Origin of the sequence: Rhizobium sp. SU303 (assembly GCF_021052345.1) — a bacterium.
Lineage (GTDB): Bacteria > Pseudomonadota > Alphaproteobacteria > Rhizobiales > Rhizobiaceae > Rhizobium > Rhizobium laguerreae.
Window position 1 is genome coordinate 3,270,203 of record NZ_CP088095.1, and the last position, 18,284, is coordinate 3,288,486.

General features: G+C 60.7%; 15 protein-coding genes. 6 read left to right on the top strand and 9 right to left on the bottom strand.

From position 1 onward, the window contains the following. The first annotated feature begins 28 nt into the window (after positions 1-28). The 3 genes from RlegSU303_RS16425 to RlegSU303_RS16435 all read left to right on the top strand — a co-directional run bounded on the left by RlegSU303_RS16425 (position 29) and on the right by RlegSU303_RS16435 (position 3,420). Entirely contained in the window at positions 29-538 is a 510-nt protein-coding gene (locus RlegSU303_RS16425) for an RNA polymerase sigma factor (RefSeq protein WP_094088766.1), read from the top strand. Positions 539-540: 2 nt separating this feature from the next. After that, on the top strand, positions 541-1,386 hold the full coding sequence (locus tag RlegSU303_RS16430) for an anti-sigma factor family protein (protein WP_027664094.1): 846 nt from the start codon (positions 541-543) through the stop codon (positions 1,384-1,386). Between the two features lie 1,071 nt (positions 1,387-2,457). Further along, positions 2,458-3,420: a sterol desaturase family protein gene (locus RlegSU303_RS16435; RefSeq protein ID WP_131719296.1), complete on the top strand. Its 963-nt coding sequence runs from the start codon at positions 2,458-2,460 to the stop codon at positions 3,418-3,420. A 242-nt stretch (positions 3,421-3,662) separates the two neighbouring features. On the opposite strand, the gene leuA is transcribed toward RlegSU303_RS16435, so the two are convergent. The 3 genes from leuA to RlegSU303_RS16455 all read right to left on the bottom strand — a co-directional run bounded on the left by leuA (position 3,663) and on the right by RlegSU303_RS16455 (position 7,820). Next, positions 3,663-5,414 (bottom strand): 2-isopropylmalate synthase, encoded by a 1,752-nt coding sequence (leuA, locus tag RlegSU303_RS16445; protein WP_131719295.1) that lies wholly within the window; start codon positions 5,412-5,414, stop codon positions 3,663-3,665. A gap of 429 nt (positions 5,415-5,843) precedes the next feature. After that, the gene (locus RlegSU303_RS16450; protein ID WP_131719294.1) at positions 5,844-7,073 is read right to left on the bottom strand and encodes a benzoate/H(+) symporter BenE family transporter; all 1,230 of its coding nucleotides are present in this window, start codon (positions 7,071-7,073) and stop codon (positions 5,844-5,846) included. Between the two features lie 162 nt (positions 7,074-7,235). Further along, positions 7,236-7,820: an ATP-dependent Clp protease proteolytic subunit gene (locus tag RlegSU303_RS16455; protein ID WP_017961514.1), complete on the bottom strand. Its 585-nt coding sequence runs from the start codon at positions 7,818-7,820 to the stop codon at positions 7,236-7,238. A 230-nt stretch (positions 7,821-8,050) separates the two neighbouring features. On the opposite strand from RlegSU303_RS16455, the gene RlegSU303_RS16460 reads away from it, so the two are divergent. Beyond that, on the top strand, positions 8,051-8,818 hold the full coding sequence (locus tag RlegSU303_RS16460; protein WP_131719293.1) for a DUF2076 domain-containing protein: 768 nt from the start codon (positions 8,051-8,053) through the stop codon (positions 8,816-8,818). Positions 8,819-8,949: 131 nt separating this feature from the next. Here RlegSU303_RS16460 and queF read toward each other — a convergent pair whose 3' ends face one another. From queF to RlegSU303_RS16490, 6 genes are all read right to left on the bottom strand, one after another. Continuing rightward, positions 8,950-9,414, bottom strand: a complete 465-nt coding sequence (gene queF, locus RlegSU303_RS16465) for a preQ(1) synthase (protein ID WP_131719292.1) — start codon at positions 9,412-9,414, stop codon at positions 8,950-8,952. Further along, on the bottom strand, positions 9,414-10,328 hold the full coding sequence (gene emfA / locus RlegSU303_RS16470) for a CDF family cation efflux transporter EmfA (protein WP_131719291.1): 915 nt from the start codon (positions 10,326-10,328) through the stop codon (positions 9,414-9,416). The genes queF and emfA overlap by 1 nt, the downstream gene beginning before the upstream one ends. Before the next feature lie 154 nt (positions 10,329-10,482). After that, complete coding sequence (locus RlegSU303_RS16475; protein ID WP_131719290.1) at positions 10,483-11,154, bottom strand: DUF2161 domain-containing phosphodiesterase; 672 nt, start codon at positions 11,152-11,154, stop codon at positions 10,483-10,485. Positions 11,155-11,169: 15 nt separating this feature from the next. Then, a complete protein-coding gene (locus RlegSU303_RS16480; protein WP_017961519.1) occupies positions 11,170-11,409 on the bottom strand; it encodes a hypothetical protein in 240 nt (79 codons plus the stop codon). Between the two features lie 127 nt (positions 11,410-11,536). Then, positions 11,537-13,726 carry an anthranilate synthase gene (locus RlegSU303_RS16485; RefSeq protein ID WP_131619652.1) on the bottom strand — a complete coding sequence of 730 codons (2,190 nt, stop codon included), beginning with the start codon at positions 13,724-13,726 and terminating at the stop codon, positions 11,537-11,539. A 265-nt stretch (positions 13,727-13,991) separates the two neighbouring features. Next, entirely contained in the window at positions 13,992-16,247 is a 2,256-nt protein-coding gene (locus RlegSU303_RS16490) for a TonB-dependent hemoglobin/transferrin/lactoferrin family receptor (RefSeq protein ID WP_131719289.1), read from the bottom strand. A gap of 209 nt (positions 16,248-16,456) precedes the next feature. Between RlegSU303_RS16490 and RlegSU303_RS16495 the strand changes: the two genes are divergently transcribed. Beyond that, positions 16,457-17,467: an extensin-like domain-containing protein gene (locus RlegSU303_RS16495; protein ID WP_165507527.1), complete on the top strand. Its 1,011-nt coding sequence runs from the start codon at positions 16,457-16,459 to the stop codon at positions 17,465-17,467. A 286-nt stretch (positions 17,468-17,753) separates the two neighbouring features. After that, positions 17,754-18,233, top strand: coding sequence for a GNAT family N-acetyltransferase (locus RlegSU303_RS16500; protein WP_165504550.1), 480 nt, complete (start codon positions 17,754-17,756; stop codon positions 18,231-18,233). Positions 18,234-18,284 lie beyond the last annotated feature (51 nt).

Consider the following 18,284-nt stretch of genomic DNA (forward strand, 5'->3'; position numbering starts at 1 on the left):
ACCATTGTGAATGCTTCTTGGATAGACAATGCGTCAGCCCGCAACGACCATCGATCTCCGGCGTGATCTCGTCGGCCTCCTGCCCCGCCTTCGCCGCTTCGCGATCACGCTCGCGGGCGAGGTTGCCGTGGCCGATGAACTCGTTCAGACCGTCTGTCAGCGCGCCGTCTCCAAAGGTCATCAATGGAGCGGCGAAGGCCGGCTGGAAAGCTGGATCTACACGCTTGCCCGCCAGCAATGGACCGACGACAACCGCAAGCGCAAGCCGAAGGCTTCCGTCCGCGGCAACGTCACCGATATTCGCGAGGCCGCGCGCGATCGCTCGGCCGCGGTCGATCCCGACACCATCCATCACATGATTTCCGATATGCCGGATGGCGTTTCCAGCATGTTCCTGCTGGTCGACGTCGAAGGCCACAGCTACCAGCAGGCGGCCGACATCATGGGTATTCCGGTGGCAAACGTCGTCTCGCAGCTCGCGACCGCGAGGCTGCATTTCGCCGGGCTTGGCGGCACCCACCCCATCCACAGGTTCTGAATTTGCTCGATCTTAGGAAATTGCCGCTCGAAGCCCAGCTCACCGCTCTTCTCGACGGCGAAGTCTCGCCCGAACAGCGGCAAGAACTGGAGCAGCGTCTGGCAAGCGACGAGAATGCACGCCGACTGCATGAGAAGCTGCGTCACGGGGCTGATTTCGGCCGCCGCCGCCTCGACGATATCCTGAAGGAGCCTGTACCGCTCGCCCTCGTCCGCTCGATCAAGAGCACGCAGCCGCCGAAAACGCCGATCGCCCAGCGCGCCACGCGCCCGCAAGTGAAACTGGCGCCGAGCGGCCCGCAGGCACTGGCCGCCGCGCTCATCCTCTTTGTCGTCGGTTGCGGTATCGGCTATTTCGTCGGCACCGCGCCGGATGCCGACGAGATTGCCAGCACGGCTACCACCAATGCGGCACCGGCCAATACCAGCGACTGGCTGGGCGACGTCACCGCCTATCAACGCCTGCTGATCCGCCAGCCCCGTCATCTCGTCGAAGTGCCCGCCTCGCAGGCCGAGGAAATCTCCAGCTGGCTGACGACGGCGATCGGCGTGCCCTTCCGCGTGCCGGATCTGAGCGCCGAAGCCTGGACCTTCCAGGGTGCACGCGTCATCCTTGGCGATAGCCGCCCTGTCGGACAGCTCGTCTATTCTAATTCCGATGGCGACATCATCTCCATTTGCTTCCGCAAGGACGCACAGCCGCCGGAGACCGACGACTTCAAGGAAACGATCAAGGACGAGATCGGCCTCGTGACCTGGCACAATGCCGGCACCTCCTATGTGCTCGCCGGCCCCTCCGCCGAAGCAACGCTCGGCCAGCTCGCCATGGAGATCGCCACCGCGATCTGATTGCCGGAGCATGATGCCGAGCGGTATGGAGACAACACCGCGCAAGACTATCCTTTCGGCGCTTCGAAAGGATAGGCCATGGACATCAACCAGGCCGTCGGAATCGCTTCAGGGGTCGCAGGTATCCTCGCCCTTTTGCTGACGATCTACGACATGTTCTACCGGAAGAAGTAACAGGAACCCCCGTCGCAGAGATGCGGCGGGGGTCCTCTGAGGAGCCCGGCATGCATACTGAGCGCGACAATAGCAATGCGTCAATGATGGGTGCCCAGCTGAATCGGGTACCTCGCTGTCCGCACTGTGGGGTGGCCTCCCCACATCTATTTAGGGTTTGGGCCAGCTCAGGGGGACGGTTAGAAATGATGGCGGCCAGACGTCAAATTGGGCCGCTTACTGCTGTACCGCTTGTGGTGCCATCAGCACGGTGTCTGGCCGGTGGAACGGAAAGCAATTTGATGTCACCGGGATTTTTCCAGCGCCGAAGACTGCGCACGAGGACTTGCCGGACCGCGTAAGAACCTATCTTCAACAAGCGTATCAGACATTGAGCGCTCCTGACGCTGCGGCAATGGTGGCAGGGAGCGCTGTTGACGCAATGTTGAAAGAGGTCGGTTACCCGGTTGGCAGCTTGTACTCTCGGATCGACAAAGCGGTGGCGGACGCGGTTTGACAAAGGGTATGGGAGAGTGGGCACACGCGGTCCGCCTTGGATCAAATCGTCCCCGGCATGCTGATGCGGACGAACCTCACGTCGCGCCGGCGCAGGCCGCTCAATCCGTGGAGTTCGCAGAGGCTCTTGGAAACTTCTTGTTCGTTCTGACGAAAAAGATCGAGCGTGGGATCGAAGCGGCGACTCCGTCTGCCTAGCACCGCGTAGGTCCGAAGGCTCCTACCGCCCATGCATTACTTTCAACTTTTCATAATACTCCTCGACCCTCCAGCATGCCTCCCGGGACTGCACTTCCACCGCTGGTAATACATCAAAAGGACGCCCTGATCGTCCTTTGAGCAATCTGGCAAAAGCGCATCGTCAGAACTAAGCTGTACGAGTTCGTGTTTTGGAGCAGCGGCATGGAGTTAGTCGAGTACTGCCTGCACAAGCTTGGAAGCTTTTTTTATAACACTTACTATCTGAATGGTAGGGCAATGGCGCTCAGTTTCGCCATTTCCATAGGCCTGGTTCTGACGGTTTTCGCGGTGGAACTCACCTATGTGGGGTTCGGCAATTCCGGGTTCCGTCGGGTTTTCTTCGAACGCAGCAAATCCACAATCACCGACATCGTCTATTTCGTCCTTCAGGCGACGGGAATGATTACGCTATTCGCGGCGCTCGCATCATTTGGTCTGTCCTATGCCATCACCCGCGCGGCTCAGGATGCCCCCCACCTGGACCTTGCCGCGAGGCTGCCAGGCTGGGCACATGTTCTCTTGTTCCTAGTGCTGACAGACTTCTTGAGCTACTGGCAGCATCGGTTGATGCACCGGCTGCCCGTACTATGGCGACTGCACGAATTTCACCACGCAGCCGAAGAGTTCAACGCGCTGACTTCGTCGCGGGAGCATCCGCTGGAGAAGGCCATAAACATGGCCATCATGGTCGTTCCGGCGCTGCTTGTCGGCCTGCCAACGGCCGAATTTGCCTTCGTGACCATCACCTTTGGCGCCATTGGTCTGGTCAAGCACAGTGCCATTCCCTGGCATGGCTGGTTTGGCAAATACGTGATCCAGTCACCACGCGACCACTTCATCCATCACTCCCGAGTGCGGGAACATCACGACAAGAATTTCGCCAATTATTTCCCGATCTGGGATCATTTCTTCGGCACCTACTACGAGGGCGATGCAGACGGTGCAAAGCTCGGTCTGGACCGCGACTACTTCAACCAAACCGATCCGTTCCGCGAAAGCATCGCCACAGAAATTCGTTTCTTCCAACGCGCGGGGCAAGCTGCCAAGGCCACATTCGGCATAAGCCCCATAAGCGGAAAACCTGCCTCGCCGCAGGGGCTGTCGGGCCCGGAAGAGCGCCGGTAGCGCGGCGAACTGGCTCAAGATTAAATGCGTCCAGAGCGACAGTTTCTTTGTTGTCAGTTACGAGAAGTCAACGGCGGCACGTGGTCAGATTGGATCGCTACCGCGCCGCGCTGCAGCGCCGCGCGTCTTTTCAGACGCGCATAGGACGCTGTAACACTTTGAATCCTGCATAATTTTATCCTTAATCGATTCCCATTTAAGGAATTATGCAGATTGCGGTGGCGGCCTGAGGCCTTCCGAAATCAGGCCTTGCCGGCCTTCACGTCGAGCACGCGGTTAGCGGCCGAGACGATCGCTTCGAGCGATGCCGCGACGATGTTGGTATTGATGCCGGCGCCGAAGAGTTTGCCGCCGGGATAGGAGGTCTCGACATAGGAGATCGCCGCCGCGTTCGAGCCATGCTGGAGCGAATGCTCGGAATAGTCCTCGACCGACATCTCGATGCCGAGATAATGCGACAGCGCATTGATGAAGCCGTCGATCGGACCGTTGCCGCGCCCTTCGATGCGCTTGATCTCCCCATTGTCGGTAATCTCGGCTGCGACGATCCGCTGGCCCTTGTGCTCGGTGTCGGGATAGGTGTGATGGTCGATGAAGCGCAGGCGGCCCTCCGGCTGCGTCACGTAGCGCTCGATGAAGCGGTCGTAGATGCGCCGGGACGGAAGCTCCTTGCCCTCTACGTCGGTGATGCGCTGGATATCCTCGCGGAATTCCACCTGCAGGTTGCGCGGCAGGTTCAGCCCGTAATCCTGCTGCAGGATATAGGCGATGCCGCCTTTGCCGGACTGAGAGTTGATGCGGATGATCGCCTCATAGGAACGACCGACATCGCGCGGATCGATCGGCAGGTACGGGACCTCCCACACCGGATGGTTAGCGACCTGTGCTGCCTTCATGCCCTTGTTGATCGCGTCCTGATGCGATCCGGAAAAGGCCGTATAGACCAGTTCGCCGACATAGGGATGACGTTCGCCGATCGCCATCTGGTTCGAATATTCGAACACTTCCTTGATGCGCTCGATATTCGAGCAGTCGATCTCGGGATCGACGCCTTGCGTGAACATGTTCAGCGCCATCGTCACCATGTCGACATTGCCGGTACGCTCGCCGTTGCCGAACAGCGTGCCTTCGACGCGGTCGGCACCTGCCAGCAGTGCCAGTTCGGCGGCAGCAATGCCGGTGCCGCGATCGTTATGCGGATGCAGCGAAACGATCAGGTTCTCGCGATTGTCGAGGTTGCGGCACATCCATTCGATCTGGTCGGCATAGACGTTCGGCGTCGCCATCTCGACGGTGGACGGCAGGTTGATGATCAGCTTGTTATCGGGCGTCGGCTTGACGACCTCGATGACGGCGTTGCAGATCTCCAGCGCCACATCGAGTTCCGTGCCGGTAAAGCTCTCCGGGGAATATTCGAAACGGTAACCGCCGCCAGCCTTCGTGGCCATATCGGTGATCATCTTGGCGGCATCGACGGCGATCTGCTTGATGCCCTGCACATCCTTGGCGAAGACGACGCGGCGCTGCAACTCGCTGGTGGAGTTGTAGAAATGCACGATCGGCCGGATTGCGCCTTCCAGCGCTTCGAAGGTGCGGGTGATGAGTTCCGGGCGGCACTGTACCAACACCTGCAGGGAGACGTCGTCGGGCACATTGCCCTCCTCCACGCACCAGCGGGCAAAGTCGAAATCGGTCTGCGAAGCCGAGGGGAAACCGATCTCGATTTCCTTGAAGCCCATCTCGATCAGCAAATGGAACATGCGCGCCTTGCGATCGTGGCCCATCGGGTCGACGAGCGCCTGGTTGCCGTCGCGCAGGTCGACCGAGCACCAGACCGGCGCTTTGGTAATGGTCTTCGTCGGCCATGTGCGGTCGGGAATGTTCACCTGCGGATAGGCCCGGTATTTCACCGCGGCGTCTGGCATGCCTTTTGCGGGGCTCATCTCGCTCTTGGAGGCCATCTTATCTCGGGGGGATTGCGTCTTCGCGTCCATCGTATCGTCTCCTCGTCCCGGCATTTGCCCGCTCTTAGCCGATCACGTCGGCCTTGGCGATAAACAAATGCGGACCTTGTCGGTCGTTAGGTCAATTTTGAAAGTGAGTCGCGAGGAGCGATGGCCGGGCGGGCTTTCGGCCGCCGGGCGCTCCTCAAAGGACCCGGCAACCGCGCGTAAGGCCGAGGAGAAGAAGCGAGGTCAGGGCGCGCGAGACGTCACGCAGGGCGATGCGGCCGCGTGCAATCGTGTCAGAAATTCTGGCGCCAGTGGTCTTCATGACCGCGCTTATAACCTCGGGCGGTGACGCTGGCAAGTCCTTGCCCGGCCTTTGGTCGTAGCCAACATTCGACGAGCTGCCCGCTTATTGCCGGCGGAGTTGCCTGAAAGCGCCAGGATCCGGCATTTGGAGAGCAGAACGACCTTCCGCTACCTCGACTGGGCTCGGTCTTTCCAAATCTTCACCAGCCGCGACAGCGCGAGCATCAGCCCACCGGCGATCAGGCCCCAGAAGGCGCCGGAAATACCGCCGAAAGAAACGCCGGAGGCGGTGACGAGGAAGGTGATTGCCGCCGCCTCGCGCGAGTCCGGCGCCTGGAAAGCCGACATTGCCGAGGACGAGAAGGCGCCGACCAGCGCCAGCCCCGCCACCGCCTCGATCAGGATGGAGGGCGCGAGCGCGACGAAGGCCGTCACCGCGCCGGCGAGCAGCCCGAGAATGATATAACCGACGCCGGCGATCAGTGATGCCCAGTAGCGACGCTTCGGATCGGCATGGGCATCTTGGCCCGCGCACATCGCCGCAGTGATCGCCGCCAGATTGACCGCGTGGCCGCCGAACGGCGCCGAGAGCAGCGAGAAGAAGCCGGTGACGGCAAAGAGCGGACCGGGCTTCGGATCGTAGTGATTGACCTTCAGCACCGCGACGCCGGGAATGTTCTGCGAGGCCATGGTGACGATGAAGAGCGGCAGCGCGATCGAGATGAAAGCAGCAAGGTTGAACACCGGCCGGACGACTTCGGCCGTCGGCACCAGCGATCGTTCGAGCGAGGCGAATGCGCCCTCGGGAATATCGACGCCGAAGACAAGCACCAGCACGAAGGCCGCGAGTGCTGCCGGCACCGCCCAGAGCCGCTTGAAGGCGCCGACAACGATCCAGGCGAGAACGATCGGCAGCCCGAACAGCGGATTGAAGCCGATTGCCTTCACCGGCGCGAAGCAGAGGCCGATCAGCACGCCGGAAAGCATCGCATTGGCAAGCGGCGCGGGAATGGCGGCAACCGCCCGGCCGAGCGGCTTGAACAGCCCAGCGACAATGATCAGCGCAGCACAGACCAGGAATGCCCCGACCGCAGCATTGAAGCCGCCCTCGATCGCCCCGGTGCTTGCCAGCAGCGCGGCGCCCGGCGTCGACCAGGCAATACTGATCGGTAATCGCGTCACGGCACTCAGCACGATCGCGCAGATGCCCATGGAGATCGACAATGCCATCAGCCCGGATGCCGCCTGCGCATCCGTGGCGCCAACCGCCTCAAGCCCGTGCAGCACGACGGCGAAGGAACTGGCGGAACCGACGAAGGCGGTCAGCAACCCCATGAACAGGGCTTGGACGGAAAAATCTTTGAGCATGGCGGGACTCGAGCTGCGCGAATGGCGCATGGAGCATGATGGTTGCCGCGGGCGCAAGTCCGGATTCAGTGCTTTCCGTTCAGACCTTGTCGATAGGAACCCATCTCCGTTCAAGCGCTATCCAAAAACAGAACGCCCTCACCTGCGATGGGCAGGCAAGGGCGGGTTCTTGGCAGCTTTGGCTGATAAAACTTAGATATCGGCCTGCGATGTGACGATCCGTGAAACGAGGCCATAATCCTTCGCCTCCTCGGCCGAAAGCCAGTAGTCGCGATCCGTATCCTTGTCGATCTTGTCGAGCGGCTGGCCAGTGGCCTCCGCCATGATCCTGTTCAGGCGCTCGTTCATCTTGATGATCTCGCGTGCCTGGATTTCGATGTCGGATGCCATGCCGCGCGTGCCGCCGGAGGGCTGATGCAGCAGGAAGCGCGTGTTCGGCAGGCACAGGCGCCGTTCCTTCGGAGTGGCGACATAGATCAGCGCGCCGGCCGATGCGACCCAGCCGGTACCGATCATCCAGACCTTCGGCTTGATGAACTTGATCATGTCATGAATGGAATCGCCGGATTCGACGTGGCCGCCGGGCGAATTGACATAGATGCGGATGTCCTCGTCGCTGGCCGCGGCAAGCGCCACAAGCTGCGAGCAGACCTTCTGCGCCAATTCCTGATTGATCGGTCCGTAGATGAAGATCGAACGCGACTTGAAAAGATTCGCCTCCGTTTCCTTGCCGAGCGGCAGTTCCTTCGTCTTGTCGTCCTGGTCTTCGTCGTTCATTCGAACCTCTTGGAGATGAATTCGGGTTCCTCGCACATAGTGCGACTCAATGCCTAAAACAATGCGGGAAAAACACAAGGCACCGAAGCGATGGAGATATCCTTAAGAAGCCGCACGCCGTTCTGCAAGCCTTACTGAATTGTAACGGCGAAAGGCTTTGAAAAGCCTAAATCGGTTCCTACCTCAACCTCACGCGGCAAATACCGCATCAGATCATTAGGAGGCAGGACATGTCACCCGAAGAACGCCAATTGCTGACCGCCCTCTTCGACCGCGTACGCACCGCCGCGGCCACACCGCGCGACCGCGACGCCGAAGCCCTGATCGACCAGGCGACGCGCGAACAGCCCTCCGCCACCTATTATCTGGCCCAGGCCGTCATCGTTCAGGAAAAGGGGCTGGAGGCGGCCGCCAATCATATCAAGGATCTCGAAGAGCGTGTCCGGCAGTTGGAAGCCGGCGAGAGCGAACACCGCCAAGCCGAACAGGGCGGCGGCTTCCTGAGCTCGATTTTCGGCAATACCCAGGCGCAGCAGCCGGCCCCAGTTCCCTCCAATCCAGGCCCCTCCAACGCAGGTCCCTGGGGCCAGCAGTCCCGCGGCTACGACCGCGATTTCCGCCAGCCGCCGCAACAGCCGACCGGCCCCTGGACCCAGCAGGCCTCTGCGCCGTCGGCAGGCGGCAGCTTCCTGCACGGCGCGCTCGGCACGGCAGCGGGCGTGGCCGGCGGCATGCTGCTTGCCAATTCGCTGAGCGGCATCTTCGGCAACCACATGTCCTCGCTCGGCTTGGGTTCGCCGTTCGGCGCCAATCCCCTCGGCAATGCCAGCGCACCGACCGAGGAAACCGTCATCAACAACTATTACGGCAACGATGACACCCGCCAAGCCTCCGACAGCACAGGCGATGATAACGATGCCAACCTGCAGCAGGCCGATTACGACGGCGGCAGCGATTCCACCGACGACTCGTCCGGCGACGATGTTACGGATGTGTGAGATCTAGCGGGGTAGAGATGGGCAGCGGTTGATATTGCTGCATCGTCGCCCGGCCCTTCGCTTCGGCTCAGGGCGTTCGCTGCTGCAATCGATTCACTGGATCGATTGCTCGGGCTGCGCCCGAACGCAGCTCACCCACGGCCGCGGTAGGTGGCAACGCCCTGTTCCGGCAGCCACACGCCTTCCGGCGGCTTGCCCGTCTGCCAGAAGACGTCGATCGGGATGCCTCCGCGCGGATACCAGTAGGCGCCGATCCTGAGCCACCTGGGATCGAGCAACTCGACGATGCGCTTGGCGATGTAGATCGAGCAATCCTCGTGGAAAGCGCCGTGATTGCGGAAGGAATGCAGGAAGAGCTTCAGCGACTTCGATTCCACCAGCCATTCGCCCGGAATGTAGTCGATGACGATATGAGCGAAATCCGGTTGCCCGGTCATCGGGCAGAGCGAAGTGAATTCCGGCGCGGTGAAGCGCACGACGTAATCGGTGTCGGCATGGTTGGACGGCACTTTCTCAAGCATTGCCTCCTCCGGCGATTGCGCGGTTTCGGTCTGCTGACCCAGCATCGACAGGCTGGAAACATCGGTACTCGGCATCATGTCTCCTTGACAACTTTGACGCGGATGCCGTGAGCCTTTTCGCCCTCCGGCTCCACATGAATTGCGATAGTGGCGCCCTCGTGCACCGCCCTGATGGCATCCTCAAGGCGGTCGCATATATCATGCGCCTGCCGCACCGACATCCCGCCAGGCACCACCATGTGGAAATCGATGAAGGTGACGGTGCCTGCCCGCCTCGTTTTCAGGTCATGCACGCCGATCGAGCCCTCCGCGTGGGTGGCAATCGCCTGTTTGATCGCTTCCTCCTCCTGCGGTTCGACCGCATGATCCATCAGCCCGCCGATCGACTGCGAGATCACCTTCCAGCCCTGATAGAGAATGTTGACGGCAACGAGGATGGCAAGCACCGGGTCGAAGATCGCATAACCGGTCGCCAGCGCCAGCAGCAGGCCGACGAGCACGCCGACCGAGGTCACCACATCGGACATGATATGCTGGCCGTCCGCCGTCAGCGCCGCCGAGCGGTGTTTTCGCCCGGCCCGGATCAGCAGCCGCGCCCAGATCGCATTGATGACACCGGCCGCGAAGTTGATCGCAAGGCCGAGCACAGGTGCGTCCAGCATGCGTGGCTCGGCGAGATAGCCAACCGCCTCGTTGACGATCAGCAGGGCAGCGACGACGATCAGTACGCCCTCGGTGACGGCAGACAGGTATTCCGCCTTGTGATGACCGAAGGGATGGTCGTGGTCAGCCGGCTTCTGCGCATAGCGGATGACGAAGAAGGCGATGAAGGCGGCAACGACGTTGACCGACGATTCGAGCCCGTCCGACAGCAGCGCCACCGACCCGGTGACCCACCAGGCCACCATCTTCAGCCCCATGACGCCGAGCGACAGCGGAATCCCCCACATCGCCAGCTTGCGAACCGTAAGATCGCCGTTGTCACTCATATCGTTCCCCTGCGGTTGCGAATGAATTGCAGAATTCAAGCCGTTGAAACGCAAAACCGCCCACGCGAATGTCGCGCAGGCGGTTCAGTTGAAGGTGATATGGGGGAAGACGGCGGATTTGTCAAAGGGCAATGAGGTTCCCCTTTCGCGTGGCTCAAGGAGCAGGCTCGGAGAGAATAGTCTGCGGCCAGCGCAAGAGCGCCGCCTGCCCTGCAGGCGTCAGGGCGTAGACGCCCTTCTCCTTGCGTTCGAACCATCCGTAGACGTTGTCCAGCAGGATTCGGCCGGCATTGGGCACCTGAGCCTTCATATCCCGCGGCCGCCCGACCCCACGCTCGATTGCGGCGGCGCAGAGCAGCACCTGCTGACGATAGGCGGTCATGATTGGCGCCCGCGTGCTGCCGCCGACGGCGGGATCGCCGTGGCGGCGCTGATGCTCCTTGACGAGGCGCGTGCGCCGCTTGGGATTGGTTCGCGGCATCGGCGAGACGGAACTGACGATGATGCTGACCTCGCCGGCATCGGAGACGCCGAGCATGCCGATGCCGAGCCTGCGGCAGAGATCGCGATAGCGTTTGTCGGTCTCCCGCCCCCGACCCTTGGCGGAGACGCGGGCCGCGATCCAGACCTCATCGCTCATCGCCGCGCGGTCGACCGCCTGGAGAAGCAGTTCGAGGTTGAAGGAGAGCTTGAGTTCGCAGACCACCACGACCGGCGGCTCGGCATCGCTGAGGCCCACGAGATCGCACCCGCCGACCTCACCCTTTACGACATAATCCGCCGCCTCCAGGAAAGCTTTAACCGGCAAGTAGAGCGACGTCTCCATAGTGAAAACTGCGCCTCAGGCGGCGTTGAGATCGGCAATCTCACCGTATTTTGCAAGCAGCCGCGGCGAGGACATATCCCCGGTTTCCTCATCGACGATCACGGCATAAGCCGCCACGCCGACGAAACGCTCCGACATCGCCGAGGCGATTTTCTCCGCGCTGACGGAGTTCGATGCCTGGCGCATTTCACCGGGGACGAGATTGCCGCGGTTCTTGCGATAGGGAAGAACGATGAACTTTTCAGCATTGGCCACGTCGAATATCCCGATTGATCGTTCCTGAAATGTTCTGATTTGCCTGAAGAAGTCAACCGGCCTTTCGAAAACGGCCTGCCCCTCCCCGCAGTCGGGGAAAGGGCAGGCCAAATAACCGGCGAAATCCTTAGGCAGCCTTCGTCTTCACCTTGCGCGCCAGATGCGCCACGACATTTTCGATCATCCGCATCCCGGCATCGCCGCCGAGCGTCATGATCGACTCCGGATGGAACTGCACCGCGGCGATCGGTTCCTTGGCGTGTTCGATGCCCATGATTGTGCCGTCGTCGCTTTCCGCCGTGATGATGAACTCGCGCGGCAGCGTCGAGGGGTCGGCGAAGATCGAGTGGTAGCGGCCGACCGTCACCTCCTTGGCAAGGCCGGAGAAGACGATGCCCGGCTCCAGCACGCGGATGCGCGAGGGCTTGCCGTGCATCGGCAGCGCCAGATGGCGCAGTTCCCCGCCATAGGCTTCCGCCAGAGCCTGCAGACCGAGGCAGACGCCGAAGATCGGCAGGTTGCGCGCCCGCGCCTTCTTGATCGTCGCCTTGCAGTCGAAATCCTTGGGCGTTCCGGGTCCGGGCGACAGCACGACGAGGTCCGGGTTCAGCCGGTCGAAGATTTCCTCCGGCACCGGCGTACGCACGGTCGAAACCGTCGCCCCCGTCTGGCGGAAGTAATTGGCGAGCGTGTGGACGAAGCTGTCTTCGTGATCGACGAGCAGGATGCTGACGCCCTTGCCGACGCTCGCAACGTCGCGCTGGATCCTGCCGGAATTGCCCGTCTTGGCGTCTCGGATGGCGGAAAGCATGGCAGAGGCCTTCAGTTCTGTTTCGGCTTCTTCTTCGTCAGGAATGGAATCGTTGAGCAGCGTCGCACCGGCGCGCACCTCGGCGATACCGTCCTTGATGCGCACGGTGCGCAGCGTCAGGCCGGTGTTCATGTCGCCGTTGAAGCCGACCATGCCGATCGCTCCACCATACCATGCGCGTGGGCTCTTTTCATGGCTCTCGATGAAGCGCATCGCCCAGAGCTTCGGGGCGCCGGTGACGGTGACGGCCCAGGCGTGGCTGAGGAACCCGTCGAAAGCGTCCATGTCGTCGCGCAGCCGCCCTTCGATATGGTCGACCGTGTGGATAAGGCGCGAATACATCTCGATCTGCCGGCGGCCGATCACCTTGACCGAACCCGGCTCGCAGACCCGGCTTTTGTCGTTGCGGTCGACATCCGAGCACATGGTGAGCTCGGACTCGTCCTTCTTGGAATTCAGGAGCTTCAGGATCTGCTCGCTGTCGGCGATCGGGTCGTCGCCGCGCTTGATCGTGCCCGAAATCGGGCAGGTCTCGATGCGACGGCCGGAAACACGCACGAACATTTCGGGCGAGGCGCCGACCAGATATTCCTGATGGCCGAGATTGATGAAGAAGGAATAGGGCGACGGATTGATCGCCTTCAGCCGCTTTGAAATGTCGGACGGCTTGCTGTCGCAGCGCTCCATGAATTTCTGCCCGGGCACGACTTCGAAAAGGTCGCCCTTGCGGAAACTTTCCTTCGCCTTGGTGACGAGCTCGGCATATTCGCCCGGCCGGTGATCGCTCTTCGGCGGAATGGCATCCGTGTGTTTGAAGGGCTCCGCTGAGATATCTTGGGCCTTGCCCTCGGTCGTCACGCCGTCTTTTTCGAAGTCGTAACGATCGACCCAGGCCTTGGCGGCGTAGTTGTCGACGACGAGGATCTCGTCCGGCAGGTAGAGCACCATGTCGCGCTGGTCGGAGGGTCGTGTCAGCTTCAGATCGATCGCGTCGAACTGGAAGGCGATGTCGTATCCGAAGGCGCCGTAGAAGCCGAGGCTCGCATCCGCCTGCGAATAAAACAGGTCGGTAACGGCGCGCAGCACGGTGAAGACCGTCGGCATCTTCGAACGTTCTTCCTCGGTGAACACCCGGTCCGGCGTCTTGACGGTGAGGTCGAGGCGGCGGGCCGAGGAAGCGCCGAGCACGATGTCGGACACAGTCTTCAGCCGCTCGGTCACGAAGCCGAGGATCACCTCGCCGCGTTCATTATAGGCCTCGATCCAGACGTCGCGCCCGAAGGAAGAGATGCCGAGCGGCGGATCGACGACAGCGGTATCCCAGCGCGTATAGCGGCCCGGATATTCGTAGTTCGACGAAAACACCGCGCCGCGGCGCTCGTCGAGCTTGTCGACATAGGAAGAGACCGCATCGCCGTAGGGGATCGCCCGCCGCTGCCGCGTGACGGATATGCCGCCCTTGGTCTCGTAGATTTCCGCACCATCATCCCGCAGGATCGTTACCATTGTTCCACTCCGTTATCGGGGCCCGGACGACAGGCGGCCATAAAACAAAAAAAGCCGCCTCGAAGTTTCGGGCGGCTCACTCGTCGTCTTTGGACACGATTGGTCGAGGCCGCCTTAGCGAACCCACCACCAAACAGCAATGTTCAAGGACTTGATCATGAAAAATTGTTAGCCTGAGATCAGCGATTGCGCAAGAGGCGAATGCGGGATTGAAAAAGGGCGGCCCGAAAGCCGCCCCTCCCCAGCCTTGAAGGCGTGATCGCGATCAGAAAGTCTTGGTGATCGAGACCTTGAACGTACGACCCGGCTCCGAATACCACTCCTGCGGCTGGGACGCCGTCGCCGAGCTCAGATTGACCTCGCGCACGGCCAGTGCGTTGTAATGTTCCTGATCAAAGATGTTGTAGACACCCCCCTGGATACGCAGGCCCTTCATCTGCTCCGGCGTCCACCATGCCGTCAGATCGACGATACCATAACCGGGCGCATCGAAGGTCGTGTCGGGAGGCGAGCCGACGGTATCGAGATGGTCGGTTAGCATGCCAGCCGAAAGCGTCGAAGACAGATCGAAGCCGAAAGTTTCATTGCTCCAGCCGCCGCCGACGATTGCCTTGAACGGCGCTACTGAGCGCAGGCGCTGTGTGGTTTCTTCATTCCTACCGTAAGCATAGGCAAGTGAAGCGTGCAGGTTGACGCCGTTGTTGAACGTTTTGGCTGCGCTGGCTTCGATACCCGAGATCGTTGCAGCTGCTACGTTCGTGTAATTGAACTCCGTGAAGCCGGTCACATCCCTCGTCGCCACTGTCTCGATAAAGTTCTGGTAGCGGGTATGGAAGGCCGCGACCCGACCGGTAAAATCGCCCGTGTCAAAATTAGCGCCGATTTCGACGCCGCGGCCGATTTCGGGTTCCAGATCGGGATTGCCGAGCTGGGCGTAGCGGCCCGTCGGGTTGTAGAAGCGGCTGTAGAGTTCGTCCACGGTGGGTGCGCGGAAGCCAACGGCCAGCTGCATGTAGAGCTGCACGTCAGGTGTCAGGTCGTATGTCGCAAGAATCTTCGGTGACAGGCCGGCTTCCGTTCGGTCGTTCAGGTCCCCGAAACGGGTAAGCCCGGTATTGCTTGCGAAACTCCCGCCGGTCGAGGGATTGTAGTTGAACCAGTCAAAGCGGAAACCGGGTGTCAGCGCGAAGCCGGTATTGCCGATTTCGATCTTGTCTTCGACAACAAGCCCAAGATTCTGGCTGTCGACATTGGGCACTTCCGCCTGGTTATTTAGCGCCGGGCACGTTGTGGGCGTCGGGCAAAGTGCCCAGCTATACTGGCTCCAGCTCGAAACGCCAACGTCGAGGCCCACCCGAACGGAGTGGCTGAGACCGGAATATTCGAAATCCTTCGTTGCCGTGCCACTGAAGCCCCAGGTTTCGTTTTCAATCTCGTTGTTACGTCCATAGGCCACATTGGCGGTCGTACGGCCCCTGCTGCCGGCTTCCTTCTTCAAATCCAGCCAATAGAGCGTGGCACGCGCACTGCTGAAGAACGCGTCGGAGGACTGCGCTTCATAATCATAATCGAGCGATACGCGATCGCGGTCACGCAGTTCGCGACCGTCATAATTGTCGATCATGAAGTTGCGAGGACTGGTGCCTCCCTGGAGTTGGCGCAGGTCGGTCTTAAGATCGCGGCGGAATCGTTCCGCTGTCAAGCCGATGCGATGGCCGCCTTCCAGCTCCTGGCGTAGTTTGAAGAGCAGGTTGTTCTGATCGAAATCAGCCGGATTCGCCTCGGTGCGAAAAGCACCGTAGCTGTCGTTGGTGCCCATATTGTCGCGTTCATGGCCCTTGCGGTAGCCGCCCTGAAAGAGGATCGACGTGTTGCCGATCTTCTTGGCAGCGGCGGCCGAGCCGGAAATGCTGCGGTCTTCGCTGTCATAGGTCGACTTGACGATCGCACCCCAATCCCGGCCTTCAGGAATGAGATCCTCCGGCTCCAGCGTATTGAGAACAATGGCGCCGCCGAGCATGCCGGAACCGCCCTTGCTCGAATCCGCGCCGCGCACGATATCGAGCGAGGACAGTGAATCGAAATCGAAGGTGTCGCCGCCGCCGTTGGCGTTGGCCGGCGCAAAGGCACCCTGGCGCGAGCTGTTCGAAATATACGGGATCGGAATGCCGTCAATGGTGGTCAGGATGCGAGCGCCGGAAAGGCCGCGCAGGTTGAAGCCTGCGTCACCACGCGAATAATTTACGCCTGCATCGATGCTGCGGCCGATATCGTCAAAATTGGTGACCTGCTTTTCTTCGAGCTGCTTCGCGGTGATCTCGGTGGCAAGCGGCGTGTCGGCGACGCTGCCCGGCGCCACTCGTTTGCCCTTGACGACGATCTTTTGCAGGACGGTGCTGTCCTCCGTCGTGGCTTGCGGCGCTGTTGCCGGAGCGCTTTGCGCGAAAGACTGCGAAACGGGAAGAACAACTGTGGCTGCCGTGCAGACCAATAGAACCGAACGCCAATGCCGGACGATCATAACCTACCCTCTCATGATGATTACCGGGCTGGCTGGTCGTGGCGTTTCGCACGCTCGAGGGGCTGGCTGGGCTTTTGCGGATGAAGACGAAGTGGAACTCCGCCTTCTTTTTGCCGCATAAAAAACATGAGGAGCGCTGTCAACATAAGTCGCCGGTTTATGTTGAATATATGCATCAAGTTTTAGCGAACTTCAGTGACGTTGCACAATTGCAACGAAAAACGCCCTCATGCGTTGTCTTTAGCCACGGATATGAGGAATCGGACGCGTTGAGAAAACTTTCGACATTGGCGATCCTTCTCGCCGCAACCGTCTTTCTTGCCGGCGCCCGCCTGCCCCCGCGAGGCCCGGTGCCCGAACCTCGGCCAGATGCCGGACAGGCGACCAGCCCCACCTCCCCGTCCTCGGAGGTGGAGCCGCCCGCGCCCGAAGAGGTCCCGGCCCCTCAGCCGAAACCCGATCTAAAGGATCGGCAGGCACCGGTACCGCACCCGCCGCCAGCGCCGCAGGCCGCACCGTCAAAGCCCGAGCCGTCAGAACCGATGCAAGGTCCGCCACGGCCGCCGGGCAGCCCTGAAAGCTCGCAGCCGCCGACGGAAGAAGGTAAGCCGCCCGGCGAACAGACACTGGAAGAGCAACACCTGACGATCGAACCCGAAAGCGATGCCGAGCATGCCGAATGCACGGCTGCACTCCAGTCCCTGGGCGTCGTCTTCAAAGAAGCGCCGCGCATCGACGATGGTAATGGCTGCGGCATCGACAAGCCGATCATCGTCTCCGAAGCCCTTCCAGGCATGAGACTGAAGCCGGAGGCGACGATCCGCTGCCCGGCAGCGCTTGCCCTTGCTCGCTGGATGAAGGACAGCGTGATCCCGGCAGCTTCCGCCGCCCTGCCGGAGCAGGGCCGCATCACCACCGTCAACCAGGCAACCTCCTATATGTGCCGCCTGCGCAACGGCGCTGGAACCGGCAAGATCTCCGAGCATGCCCGCGGCAACGCCATCGATATTGCGAGCTTCCATTTCGAAAAGGGCGAGGATGTCGTCGTCCGTTCCCGTCGCGAGGATTCGACCCTCACCGGCGCCTTCCAGCGCACCGTCAGCGCCGCCGGCTGCCTCTACTTCACCACCGTCCTCGACCCCGAAAGCGACGCCGCCCACGAGACCCACTTCCACCTCGACGTGATCGAGAGGAAGGGCGGCTATCGCTACTGTCACTAATCATTTCAGTGGTTTGCGATTCCCGCTTGAATCAGGCCATTCAACCACTAGACTTGAATGCGAAGAACCGGCGGAGCGCCCATCATGACTCGGAAACTCCGGATCTCCTTCTTCACATGGCTCGGCAATTGCTTGGGTCTAGACCAACGGAATCAAAAGATTCCGTCGCTCGCCGATCTCGCCGCCGCGCTTCCTGAGATTTGACACTGCTAGCAATTATCTCGATTGGGAAATCTCTTTTTACCTAGCATGCAGCTGGGACGTAGGCTCACAACCAGGAAGTACGATGATCTCATTCAGACCCATGCGTGATAGCGAATATCCGGCTTACCTCGATTATTTCATCACTGATTATGCGACCGAGATTTCGGCCAACTACGGTCTTTCAGGCACTCAGGCCTTGGCACGGGCCAAACAGGAAATCGCGAACGACCTGCCACATGGCATCAATACTCCCGGCGAGGTCATGTTCTGTGTCGTAAACCGAACGCCGGAAGCTGAGAGCGTCGTGGGTTATCTTTGGTACCGACCGGATTTGGCAAGCCGCTCTGCATTCATCAAAGATTTCTATATCTTCGCTGCACATCAGGGAAAAGGGTTCGGCAAACAGGCATTATATGTGCTGGAAACTGAACTGGCGCGGACGGGGTTCGAGCAGATAAGGTTGCGTGTTGCCGAGGATAACAAGCGCGCAAAACATGTCTACGAGGGTACCGGCTTTCGCGTCACTGGCGTCAACATGAGTAAGACAATCAAAACGGGATAATTCATTACGGCTCTTGCGACCTGCCGCCAATTTGCTCCGCGTACTAGATTA

What these genes read in the sequence shown, in the direction of transcription:
- RlegSU303_RS16425 (WP_094088766.1), top strand. Translation starts at nt 29, where the DNA reads ATGCGTCAGCCCGCAACGACCATCGATCTCCGGCGTGATCTCGTCGGC.
- RlegSU303_RS16435 (WP_131719296.1), top strand. Translation starts at nt 2,458, where the DNA reads ATGGAGTTAGTCGAGTACTGCCTGCACAAGCTTGGAAGCTTTTTTTAT.
- leuA (WP_131719295.1), bottom strand. Translation starts at nt 5,414, where the DNA reads ATGGACGCGAAGACGCAATCCCCCCGAGATAAGATGGCCTCCAAGAGC.
- RlegSU303_RS16450 (WP_131719294.1), bottom strand. Translation starts at nt 7,073, where the DNA reads ATGCGCCATTCGCGCAGCTCGAGTCCCGCCATGCTCAAAGATTTTTCC.
- RlegSU303_RS16455 (WP_017961514.1), bottom strand. Translation starts at nt 7,820, where the DNA reads ATGAACGACGAAGACCAGGACGACAAGACGAAGGAACTGCCGCTCGGC.
- RlegSU303_RS16460 (WP_131719293.1), top strand. Translation starts at nt 8,051, where the DNA reads ATGTCACCCGAAGAACGCCAATTGCTGACCGCCCTCTTCGACCGCGTA.
- queF (WP_131719292.1), bottom strand. Translation starts at nt 9,414, where the DNA reads ATGCCGAGTACCGATGTTTCCAGCCTGTCGATGCTGGGTCAGCAGACC.
- emfA (WP_131719291.1), bottom strand. Translation starts at nt 10,328, where the DNA reads ATGAGTGACAACGGCGATCTTACGGTTCGCAAGCTGGCGATGTGGGGG.
- RlegSU303_RS16475 (WP_131719290.1), bottom strand. Translation starts at nt 11,154, where the DNA reads ATGGAGACGTCGCTCTACTTGCCGGTTAAAGCTTTCCTGGAGGCGGCG.
- RlegSU303_RS16485 (WP_131619652.1), bottom strand. Translation starts at nt 13,726, where the DNA reads ATGGTAACGATCCTGCGGGATGATGGTGCGGAAATCTACGAGACCAAG.
- RlegSU303_RS16490 (WP_131719289.1), bottom strand. Translation starts at nt 16,247, where the DNA reads ATGATCGTCCGGCATTGGCGTTCGGTTCTATTGGTCTGCACGGCAGCC.
- RlegSU303_RS16500 (WP_165504550.1), top strand. Translation starts at nt 17,754, where the DNA reads ATGATCTCATTCAGACCCATGCGTGATAGCGAATATCCGGCTTACCTC.